The 10,895-nt window shown below is 71.8% G+C and carries 6 protein-coding genes and 2 pseudogenes; 6 read left to right on the top strand and 2 right to left on the bottom strand.

What is annotated here, in order from left to right; genetic code table 11:
• Window positions 1-589: 589 nt before the first annotated feature.
• Complete coding sequence (locus BJF81_RS10465) at window positions 590-1,894, bottom strand: IS256 family transposase (RefSeq protein WP_202817472.1); 1,305 nt, start codon at window positions 1,892-1,894, stop codon at window positions 590-592.
• A 194-nt stretch (window positions 1,895-2,088) separates the two neighbouring features.
• Between BJF81_RS10465 and BJF81_RS18055 the strand changes: the two genes are divergently transcribed.
• The gene (locus BJF81_RS18055) at window positions 2,089-2,247 is read left to right on the top strand and encodes a hypothetical protein (RefSeq protein WP_158068662.1); all 159 of its coding nucleotides are present in this window, start codon (window positions 2,089-2,091) and stop codon (window positions 2,245-2,247) included.
• On the opposite strand, the gene BJF81_RS10460 is transcribed toward BJF81_RS18055, so the two are convergent.
• Window positions 2,222-2,815 (bottom strand): TnsA-like heteromeric transposase endonuclease subunit, encoded by a 594-nt coding sequence (locus tag BJF81_RS10460; RefSeq protein WP_143780796.1) that lies wholly within the window; start codon window positions 2,813-2,815, stop codon window positions 2,222-2,224. The genes BJF81_RS18055 and BJF81_RS10460 overlap by 26 nt on opposite strands.
• 166 nt (window positions 2,816-2,981) lie before the next feature.
• Between BJF81_RS10460 and BJF81_RS10455 the strand changes: the two are divergent.
• The 5 genes and pseudogenes from BJF81_RS10455 to BJF81_RS10435 all read left to right on the top strand — a co-directional run.
• Window positions 2,982-5,086 (top strand): annotated as a pseudogene (locus BJF81_RS10455) (DNA gyrase/topoisomerase IV subunit B).
• 211 nt (window positions 5,087-5,297) lie between these two features.
• On the top strand, window positions 5,298-7,496 hold the full coding sequence (locus BJF81_RS10450) for a DEAD/DEAH box helicase (protein ID WP_075958290.1): 2,199 nt from the start codon (window positions 5,298-5,300) through the stop codon (window positions 7,494-7,496).
• Between the two features lie 115 nt (window positions 7,497-7,611).
• Entirely contained in the window at window positions 7,612-8,961 is a 1,350-nt protein-coding gene (gene gdhA / locus BJF81_RS10445) for an NADP-specific glutamate dehydrogenase (protein ID WP_075958289.1), read from the top strand.
• A gap of 14 nt (window positions 8,962-8,975) precedes the next feature.
• On the top strand, window positions 8,976-10,517 hold the full coding sequence (locus tag BJF81_RS10440; protein ID WP_083664156.1) for a phytoene desaturase family protein: 1,542 nt from the start codon (window positions 8,976-8,978) through the stop codon (window positions 10,515-10,517).
• A 162-nt stretch (window positions 10,518-10,679) separates the two neighbouring features.
• Window positions 10,680-10,895 (top strand): annotated as a pseudogene (locus BJF81_RS10435) (IS1380 family transposase); the annotation flags it as partial.

Raw genomic sequence — 10,895 nt, 5'->3', positions numbered from 1 at the left:
GTCACCCTCGCGCAGCATCAGGGCGGGGGCAGGTCGATTCGCCATACCCCATCATCCCAACTCCAAAACTGTTTAGGAACTAACGACGCGCCGCACTAGTCGCAGGATGTGGCTCGCTCGACCGTCCGCGCCTACCCTGACCCAGACACCCGCAGACACCTCGCTGTCCTTGCCGGCAGGCAGTCCTTCGAGGGTGGCGAAGTTCCGGATTGCCTGCGCCGGATCTTCTGCGCGCCTGGGCCGGTAGCCGCCCCGCCATCCCCCGCGACCACAATGTCGCTACCCTCCCACTGATCGCACCCCAGCGTCGAGTGCTCCACCGGGCGGTCGGTAACCGCCGCCCCCTCACCCGTCGTTCCCGGTGCTGGGTCGGACCCGGCGCAGGCTCCCAGCCCAACCGCTAACGCGACAGTCGCGGTCACTACTGCGAACCGTCGCCCCCTGCTGCGCCTCGGACCCATCCTGACTCCTAGTCGTAAGCCGCCTCTGTTGTGTGAATGTCGTGCGTTCCTAACGTTCGCCAGTACGTCGAGCCTAGTTCGAAGGCAGCGCGGGTCTGTCCGATGAACGGTGTTTCTGGCGTTCATCTTCAGAGGTTCTCCGCGGCCGGCATGCGGTCGGCGAAGGTGACGGCGAAAGCGTTGAGCGCGGGCTTCCACCGCATGGCCCATCGTGCCTGGCCGGTGCCCTTGGGGTCCAGTCCGCGGGTGACGAGGTAGAGGCACTTCAGCGCGGACTGCTCGGTGGGGAAGTGACCGCGCACGGTCACCGCCCGGCGATATCTGGCGTTCAGGCTTTCGATGGCGTTGGTGGAGAAGAGCACGCGGCGGATCTCCACGTCGTAGGCGAGGAAGGGGGTGAACTCCTCCCACGCCGCTCGCCAGAGCTTGGGGATCGCGGGGTAGGGCTTGCCCCATTTCTCCTCGAGCTCCTCGAAGGCCGCCCACGCCGCCGCCACCGTCGGGGCGGTGTAGATGCGGCGCAGGTCACCGGCGAGCTGGTCCCAGTACTTCCTGCTCGCGTACCGCAGGGTGGCGCGGATCAGGTGGATCACGCAGGCCTGCACGATCGCGGCCGGGAAGACCGCGTTCACCGAGTCCGGCAGGCCCTTGAGCCCGTCGCAGACGACGAAGAAGACGTCGCGGACGCCGCGGTTCTTCAGGTCCGCCAGCACGTTCATCCAGAACTTCGCCGACTCGCCTCCTCCCTGGCCGGCCCACAGCCCGAGCACGTCCCGGCGGCCGCCCAGGTCGACCCCGATCGCGGCGTAGAACGGCTGGTTGCCGACCTGCCCGTCGCGGACCTTGACGTAGATCGCGTCGATGAAGATCGCCGCGTACACCGGCTGCAACGGCCGGGAGGCCCAGGCGCTCATCTCCTCGAGCACCTTGTCGGTGATCCGGCTGACCGTGTCCTTGGAGATGCTCGCTCCGTAGACCTCCTGGAAGTGCGCGGAGATCTCCCCGGTGGTCAGACCCTTGGCGAACAGGCTGATCGCCACCGCGTCCACGTCCGAGAGGCGACGCTGTCGCTTCTTGACGATGACCGGCTCGAACGTGCCGGCCCGGTCCCGCGGCACCGCGATCGTCACCTCACCGGCCGCGTCGGTCAGCACCGTCTTGGGCCTCGTGCCGTTGCGGATGTTCCCGCTCTCGGCCGTGGGCACCTGGTGCTTGGCGTGCCCCAGGTGCTCGGTCATCTCCTCCTCCAGCGCGCTCTCCAGCACGGTGGCGGTGATCGACTTCAGCAGCCCGTCGGGGCCGGTGAGGTCCTCCCCGCGAGCCCGGGCGGCCTTGACCAGCTCCCGGACCGCGGCATGCTCGGCCTCGCTGCGCGAGACCGTCTTCTTGGCTTCCTTCGGCATCGAGCTCACACTCGAAATCGTCTCGGTCATCATGCGACCTTCCCCGCCGGCCACGCCGGCGTGTCGGGCCAAAAACACCGTTTTCCTGACAGTCCCGGCAGCGCACATCGTTTGCCTGGTTGTGCCTGCGCAGTTATCTGTGAAGTGGCCTGGACCAGGTACATCTCGCCTTCGAACCAGACACGGCCGAGCTGGCGGCCGCCTGTGCGGCCGGACGCACGGGCATGACCATCGGTCAGGTCGAGGACCTCCTGGCAGCTTCGGGAAAGCCTGGCGGGCGGCTTGCCCTGCTGAGCTTGCTGTGGCGCGGCGACTGGGCGGTGGACATGACCACGCCTGTCGACAGCACGTCGATGATCAGTGTCGAGGCAGGCATGACATGAGTGCCGCGGTGGTAGAGCTGTACGTCGGAGCCCGCGTTCCAACACCGCGGCGGGCGACGGCGAACGTCTGGATGTTCGCCAGGGTGACCGGGTCGGCGCCGGACCATACCTCGTACCGGACGCCTTTGGCCTGGCACAGACGTGCGGTCCACGAGAACACGGCCTGCACCTTCGGGCGCTTGACGAACTCGGCGGGCTTGACGTCCACGACCGTCATAACGCCACGCCTGTCGGTCAGCAGCAGGTCCGGCGCGTGCCGCCGTAGGACTCCCTCGTCCGATCCGCCGAACCACATCGGCTGGGCGGCGATCCAGTGCACATCAGCGTCGAAGTCGGCCAGCCACAGCCGATCCAGCTCCAACCGACTCTCATAGGGCACGTGCGCACCCGTAGTCGCCGACCAGAACAGGCCTGAGTAGTGACGTTGGCGGACATGCGACTTCAGCCGACGCACCGGCAACGCGGTGGATGCGCGCTTGAGGTCCAGCTGCCGAAGCGACGTCGTGACCGACTCGCCGTCGGCGTCGACGTAGCGAACCTCCGTGTCCAAGGGGTTCGCCGCGCCCATAGCCACCAGCGTCCTACCAGGACACGAAATCGGGACTCAGGACACGCGCGGGACACGAAACTGGGATCGGGACAAGAAATTCGGGTTCCTACAGTCGCGCCTGACCGGGCTCGTCGGACGCCACGGCTAGGCTGCGCACGACCCGTCCCCGTAAGGAGAACCACCCGTGGCGCAGGACTACTCGGCCAGGCACCTGCAGGTCCTCGAGGGCCTGGAGGCCGTCCGCAAGCGGCCCGGCATGTACATCGGCTCCACCGACTCCCGGGGCCTGATGCACTGCCTGTGGGAGATCATCGACAACTCCGTCGACGAGGCGCTGGGTGGTCACGGCGACCGGATCGAGGTCGTGCTCCACGCCGACGGGTCGGTCGAGGTGCGCGACACCGCCCGGGGCATCCCGGTCGACATCGAACCGCGCACGGGGCTCTCCGGGGTCGAGGTCGTCTTCACCAAGCTGCACGCCGGCGGCAAGTTCGGCGGCGGTTCCTACGCCGCCTCCGGGGGTCTGCACGGGGTCGGCGCCTCGGTGGTCAACGCCCTGTCCTCGCGGCTGGACGTCGAGGTCGACCGCAAGGGCAAGACCTACAGGATGAGCTTCCGCCGCGGGGAGCCGGGCGTCTTCGACGACCAGGGCGGGGCACCGTCGCCGGACGCCCCGTTCACGCCGTTCGAGCGCAGCAGCGAGCTGCAGGTCGCCGGCAAGGTCAAGGCCGGCCGCAGCGGCACCCGGGTCCGCTACTGGGCCGACCCGCAGATCTTCGTCAAGGACGCCAGCTTCACCTACGACGAGCTGGTCTCGCGGGCGCGGCAGACCGCCTTCCTCGTCCCCGGGCTGACCATGGTCGTCCGGGACGAGCGGGGGCTGCCCGGCACGGCCGGGGAGGACGGCCCCCACGAGGAGGTGTTCGCCTACTCGGGCGGGATCACCGAGTATGCCGAGTACCTCGCCCCGGACGCCGCGCTCACCGACGTCTGGCGGCTGCAGGGCTCGGGCAGCTTCACCGAGACCGTGCCGGTGCTGGACGACCGGGGCCACATGGTCTCCACCGAGGTCGAGCGCGAGTGCGAGGTCGACGTGGCGGTCCGCTGGGGGACGGGCTACGAGACGACCAGCCGCAGCTTCGTCAACATCATCGCCACGCCCAAGGGCGGCACCCACGTCGCCGGCTTCGACCAGGCGCTGATGAAGGTCTTCCGCAAGCAGCTGGAGGTCAACGCCCGCCGGCTGAAGGTGGGCAACGACAAGGTCGACAAGGACGACATCACCGCCGGCCTCACCGCGGTCGTCACCGTCCGGCTCGCCGAGCCCCAGTTCGAGGGGCAGACCAAGGAGGTGCTCGGCACCAGCGCCGTGCGGGCCATCGTCTCCCGGGTCGTGGAGAAGGGCCTGACCGAGCGGCTGACCTCCACCCACCGGGGCGACAAGGCCCAGGCCAGCCTGCTGCTGGACAAGGTGGTCTCGGAGATGAAGTCGCGCATCTCGGCCCGGCTGCACAAGGAGACCCAGCGCCGCAAGAACGCGCTCGAGTCCTCCTCGCTGCCGGCCAAGCTGGCCGACTGCCGCACCAACGACACCGCGCGCAGCGAGCTGTTCATCGTCGAGGGCGACAGCGCCCTGGGCACGGCCAAGCTGGCCCGCTCCAGCGACCACCAGGCGCTGCTGCCCATCCGCGGCAAGATCCTCAACGTCCAGAAGGCCTCGGTCTCGGACATGCTCTCCAACGCCGAGTGCGCCGCCATCATCCAGGTCATCGGGGCCGGCTCGGGCCGCTCGTTCGACCTCGACATGGCCCGCTACGGCAAGGTCATCATCATGACCGACGCGACGTCGACGGCGCCCACATCCGCACCCTGCTGCTGACGCTGTTCTTCCGCTACATGCGCCCGCTCGTCGAGGCCGGCCGCGTCTACGCCGCGATGCCTCCCCTGCACCGGATCGAGGTCACCGGCGGGCGCGGACGGGCGGGCAAGGAGTACCTCTACACCTACACCGAGCCGGAGATGCGCCGGACGGTGGCCGCGCTCCAGAAGAAGGGCCGCACCGTCAAGCAGCCGATGCAGCGCTACAAGGGCCTGGGGGAGATGGACGCCGACCAGCTGGCCGAGACCACGATGGACCCCCGGCACCGCACCCTGCGGCGGATCACCCTCGCCGACGCCGCCCGCGCGGACGGCGTCTTCGACCTGCTCATGGGCAGCAACGTGGCGCCCCGCAAGGACTTCATCGTCGGGTCCGCCGACCAGCTCGACCGGGAGCGCATCGACGCCTGAGCGGCACCTGTCGGGAGGAGGGTCCCGCGTCCGCTAGACTGGTACGTCCGCCGCCCTCCGTCTGCGAGGAGCGGCAGCTCAGACCCTGCGGGCGATCCGGCCCCGGGGGACGTACGGGCGCCACGTGAGCGCCTGGAGGTTGGTCCGGTCGCGCGTTTCTAGGCGTCGAGGCGAGCACCACCCTCGACGATCCGACGAAAGCAGTGACCCCATGGCCAAGCCTGTCCGTACCGGTGCCTCCGGAGCCAAGAAGCCCCGCCACACCCCAGCCCAGAAGAAGGCCGCCCGCATGGCCCGCGAGAAGCAGGCCCGGGCCCAGCTCAAGGGCCGCCGGGAGCGCCCGTCCGGGGACCGTCCCGAGCGGCGGGACGAGCCGTCCGCCGACGGGGCCCGTCGCACCGGCGGCTACCCGCGGCGCGACGACCGTCAGGGTGGCGGTTACCGCGGTCGCGACGACCGCGAGGGTGGTTACCGAGGCCGCGACGACCGTCAGGGCGGTGGCTACCGCGGCCGCGACGACCGCGAGGGTGGCTACCGCGGCCGCGACGACCACCTGGGCAGTGGCTACCCCCGCCGGGACGACCGCCAGGGTGGCGGTTACCGAGGCCGCGACGACCGTCAGGGCGGGGGCTACCGCGGCCGCGACGACCGCAGCGGCGGCGGCTACCCCCGCCGCGACGACCGGCCCCGCTGGGCGGACGAGCAGCGCGACGACCGCCGGGACGACCGTCGCGAGCGGGACGCCCGTGAGGACCGCCGCGGTCCCCGCGAGCACACCTGGCGCGCCCACCGCGAGGAGCGCGAGGGCCGCAGCACCGAGCGCGGCCGTCACGAGGGCCGCAGCTGGGACGAGAACCGCCGGCGCGACGACCGCGGCTGGCAGGACCGGCGTCGTGACGCCGCCCCCGTCCAGGAGCACCACGGCGACGACGACCGCGAGGCCGCCGAGGCGGCATACCAGGAGCACCTGGCCGCCAGCGCCGCGAAGCAGGTCGAGGCCGAGGTGACCGAGGACAACGGCTTCGCCGCCCTGGGCCTGGACCCCAAGCTGGTCGACGCCCTGGCCCGCACCGGCATCACCCAGCCGTTCCCCATCCAGACGGCGACCATCCCCGACGCGCTCGCCGGCCGGGACCTGCTCGGCCGCGGCCAGACCGGGTCCGGCAAGACGATGGCCTTCGGGCTGCCGATGCTGCACCGGCTCGCGGGCCGCCCCCGCGCGGTCCCGCACCGGCCCCGCGCGGTCATCATGACCCCGACCCGCGAGCTGGCGATGCAGATCGTCGACGCCCTCGCCCCGCTCATGCGGGCGATCGACAAGCGCTTCGTCCTTGTGGCCGGCGGCATGTCCTACACGCCGCAGCTGACCGCGCTCGACCGCGGCGTCGACGTCCTCGTCGCCACGCCCGGCCGGCTCATCGACCTCATCGACCGGTCGGCCGCCGACCTGTCCGAGGTCGAGATGATCGTCCTGGACGAGGCCGACCACATGGCCGAGATGGGCTTCGTCGAGGCGATCCGCCAGATCCTCGACCTGACCCCGACCGACGGCCAGCGCCTGCTGTTCTCCGCGACGCTGGACCACGGGGTCGACCAGGTGGCCAAGACCTACCTCAAGGACCCGGTGACCCACTCCACCAACGACGTCGCCGCCAGCGTGACGACGATGGAGCACCACCTCTTCCTCGTGCACCCGCACCACAAGCGGCCGATCACGGCGGCGATCGCCAACCGGCCCGGCCGCACCATCGTCTTCTGCCGCACCAAGCTGGGGGCCGACCGCGTGGCCCTGCAGCTGCGCGAGTCCGGCGTCTTCGCCGCGGCGCTGCACGGCGGGCTCAACCAGGCCCAGCGGACCCGGGTGCTCGACGCCTTCAAGGGCGGCACCCTGCCGGTCCTCGTCGCCACCGACGTCGCCGCCCGCGGCATCCACGTCGACGACGTCTCGCTCGTGCTCCAGGTGGACCCGCCCGCGGACCACAAGGACTACCTGCACCGCTCGGGGCGCACCGCGCGCGCCGGGGACGAGGGCGTCGTCGTGACGCTGGCGCTGCCGCACCAGAAGCGCCAGGTCGGCCGGCTGCTCGACGCCGCGGGGGTGCAGACCGACCCGCGCACCGTCGCCCCGGAGGACACCGCGATCATCGAGACCGCCGGCGGCCGGGTCGCCGAGGGGGAGCCGATCCCGCAGTCGGCCCTCGACGCGGTCCTGCGGCCGCGCCGTCCCGCCGGCCGGGGCGGACGCCCCGCAGGACGCGGGGGGTATGGAGCGCGCGGCGGCCAGGGCGGCCGCGGCGGCTACAAGGGCGGGAGCCGTGGCCGCGACGGCGGCGAGCGCTCCGGCGGGCGGCCCCGGCGCGACCCCGACGCGCCGAGGGGCGACGGGCGACGGGACTGGTCCCCGCGCTGACCCGGCGGGGCGAGGGCATACCTATGCACCCACGGGCATAAGATGTCGGGCGGTCGCCGCGCCCCGGGTCCCCTGCCCGGGCGGCGGCCGTCCGACCGACCCGACCGGAGGCTCCATGTCCGACTCCATCGACCCCGCCCTGCAGCACGCCTACCGTGAGGTGCTGCGCCGCAACCCCGGGGAGCACGAGTTCCACCAGGCCGTCGAGGAGGTCCTCGGCTCCCTCGGGCCGGTGGTCAAGCGCCACCCGCACTACCTGGCCGAGCGCGTCATCGAGCGGCTGTGCGAGCCGGAGCGGCAGATCATCTTCCGGGTGCCGTGGACCGACGACGCCGGACAGGTGCAGATCAACCGCGGCTTCCGGGTGGAGTACTCCTCGGTGCTGGGCCCCTACAAGGGCGGCCTGCGCTTCCACCCCAGCGTGCTGCTGGGCACGGTGAAGTTCCTCGGCTTCGAGCAGATCTTCAAGAACGCCCTCACCGGGCTGCCGATCGGCGGCGGCAAGGGCGGCTCGGACTTCGACCCCAAGGGCCGCTCGGACACCGAGATCATGCGCTTCTGCCAGTCGTTCATGACCGAGCTGTACCGCCACCTGGGCGAGTACACCGACGTCCCGGCCGGGGACATCGGCGTGGGCACGCGCGAGATCGGCTACCTGTTCGGGCAGTACAAGCGGATCACCAACCGCTACGAGGGCGGCGTGCTCACCGGCAAGGGCCTGGCCTGGGGCGGGTCGCAGGCACGCACGGAGGCCACCGGCTACGGCACCGTCTACTTCGCCCAGGAGATGGCCCGGCACGCCGGGGTCGGCTTCGAGGGCAACGACGTCGTTGTCTCCGGCTCGGGCAACGTGGCGATCTACGCGATCGAGAAGGTGCACGAGCTCGGCGGCAAGGTGCTGGCCTGCTCCGACTCCTCCGGCTACGTCGTCGACGAGCAGGGGATCGACCTGGACCTGCTCAAGGACGTCAAGGAGCACCGCCGCGAGCGGATCGCGGCCTACGCCGAGGCCCGGCCCTCCGCCCGTTTCGTCGAGGGCGGCCGGGTCTGGGACGTGCCCTGCCACGTGGCCCTGCCGTGCGCGACGCAGAACGAGCTGGACGAGGACGCGGCCCGGGTGCTGGCGGCCTACGGCACCGAGATCGTCGCCGAGGGGGCCAACATGCCCTGCACGCCCGGCGCCGTCCGGGTCTTCGCCGAGGCCGGGGTGCTCTTCGGACCGGGCAAGGCGGTCAACGCCGGCGGCGTGGCCACCTCCGCGCTGGAGATGCAGCAGAACGCCTCCCGCGACTCCTGGACCTTCGAGCACACCGAGGAGCGGCTGGCCGAGATCATGCGCCGCATCCACGAGCGGGTCGTCACCACCGCCGAGGACTACGACCGGCCCGGCGACTACGTCTTCGGCGCCAACGCCGCCGGCTTCACCCAGGTCGCCGACGCCATGCTCGCCATGGGCGTCATCTGAGGAAGGGGCCTGCGGTGACCACCAGCCACGACGTCGTGGTCGTCGGCGGGGGCCACAACGGCCTGACCGCCGCGGCCTACCTGGCCCGCGCGGGCCGCTCGGTACTGCTGCTGGAGCGGCAGGACGCCCTCGGCGGGGCCACCGTCTCGGCCGAGGCGTTCGAGGGCGTCGGGGCCCGGCTGTCGCGCTACAGCTACCTGGTCAGCCTGCTGCCCCGGCGGATCGTCGACGACCTCGGCCTGCGGCTGGACCTGGCCCGCCGGCGCTACTCCTCCTACACGCCCGTGCCGGGCGGGGACACCGGGCTGCTCATCGACAACGGCGACCCGCGGGCCACCGCCGCCTCGTTCGCGGCGGTCGGGGCGGCGGACGACGCCGCCCGGTGGGAGGCGTTCTACGACCGGGTCGGCCGGCTGGCGCAGGCCGTCTGGCCGACGATGACCGAGCCGCTGCCGCGGGCGACCGAGCTGGCCGAGCGCGTGGGCGACCCGGGGCTGGTCCGCGACTTCCTGCACCGGCCGCTCGGCGAGGTCGTCGAGGCCACCTTCGCCGACGACCTGGTCCGCGGGGTCGTCCTCACCGACGGGCTCATCTCCACCTACGCCTCGGCCCACGAGGCCGACCTGCGCCACAACGTCTGCTTCCTCTACCACGTCGTCGGCGGCGGGACGGGGGACTGGGACGTGCCCGTCGGCGGGATGGGCCAGGTCTCCGGCGAGCTGGAGCGGGCCGCCCGCTCCGCCGGCGCGCAGCTGCGCACCGGGGCCACCGTCACCGGGGTGGAGGACGGCGCGGTCACCTGGGTCGACGACGCCGGCGTCGAGCACCGGGCGACCGCGGGCCGGGTGCTGTGGGCGGCGGCACCGTCGGTGCTGGCCGACCTGGTCGGTGCCCCGCACGAGCGGGTCGAGGGCTCCCAGGTCAAGGTCAACCTGCTGCTCTCCCGGCTGCCCCGGCTGCGGGACCGGTCCGTGGACCCGGCCGCCGCCTTCGGCGGCACCTTCCACATCAACGAGACCTACGGCCAGCTGGAGGAGGCCTACGCCGCGGCCCTGGCCGGGCGGGTCCCGGACCCGATGCCGGCGGAGATCTACTGCCACTCCCTGACCGACCCCTCGATCCTGTCGCCGCAGCTGCGGGCCTCCGGCGCCCACACCCTGACCGTGTTCACCCTGCAGACGCCCGACCGGCTGCTGGACGACGGCCAGGTGACCCGCGAGCAGCTCCAGCAGGCCACGCTCGACTCGCTGTCCTCGGTGCTGGCCGAGCCGGTCGAGGACGTCGTGCTGCGCGACCGGGACGGGCGACCCTGCGTGGAGACGAAGACCACGCGGGACCTGCAGGAGACCCTGGCCATGCCCGGCGGCAACATCTTCCACGCCCCGCTGACCTGGCCGTGGGCCGACGACGACGCCCCGCTGGACACCCCCGCACGCCGGTGGGGCGTGGACACGCCATACCCCGGGGTGCTGCTGGCCGGTGCGGGCTCCCGCCGCGGCGGCGGGGTGAGCGGCCTGGGCGGGTACCACGCCGCCCGGGCCGTCCTGGAGGACTGACCCGGGCGGGCGGTTCAAGCGGGGACGCCGGCGCGGCGGCTCAGCCTCGATCCGCCGATGTATTGGGTGACCAAGCCGGGTCGTAACACACGAATGCCCCTGTGACCTGGGACGATTGGACTTGCGACAGTTCGATCGACCAGAAAACAGGAGCACCCGATAATGCGAGTCTGCCACAACATCTCCGCCGTGTTCGATGACCCGAACCTGATCGGCACGGCCGGCCTGGTCCCGGTGATGGGCTTGGCCGAGGAGGCCGGGCTGGAGGATCTGGTGGCCGGGCACGTCAGCGTGCCCGGCTCGGCCGGCGCCAACGCCGACCTCAAGGTCAGTTCGCTGGTCGCGGGCATGGTCGCCGGCGCGGACAGCATCGAGGAC

This window comes from Ornithinimicrobium sp. CNJ-824, assembly GCF_001942405.1.
Taxonomy (GTDB): Bacteria; Actinomycetota; Actinomycetes; order Actinomycetales; family Dermatophilaceae; genus Ornithinicoccus; species Ornithinicoccus kibberensis.
The sequence above is the reverse complement of the archived record's forward strand: the minus strand, read 5'-3'. Positions and strand labels throughout refer to the sequence as shown.

Bases quoted from the DNA above. Each gene is read 5' to 3' on its own strand.
- BJF81_RS10465 (WP_202817472.1), bottom strand. From the start codon at position 1,894: ATGACCGAGACGATTTCGAGTGTGAGCTCGATGCCGAAGGAAGCCAAG.
- BJF81_RS18055 (WP_158068662.1), top strand. From the start codon at position 2,089: ATGACCATCGGTCAGGTCGAGGACCTCCTGGCAGCTTCGGGAAAGCCT.
- BJF81_RS10460 (WP_143780796.1), bottom strand. From the start codon at position 2,815: ATGGGCGCGGCGAACCCCTTGGACACGGAGGTTCGCTACGTCGACGCC.
- BJF81_RS10450 (WP_075958290.1), top strand. From the start codon at position 5,298: ATGGCCAAGCCTGTCCGTACCGGTGCCTCCGGAGCCAAGAAGCCCCGC.
- gdhA (WP_075958289.1), top strand. From the start codon at position 7,612: ATGTCCGACTCCATCGACCCCGCCCTGCAGCACGCCTACCGTGAGGTG.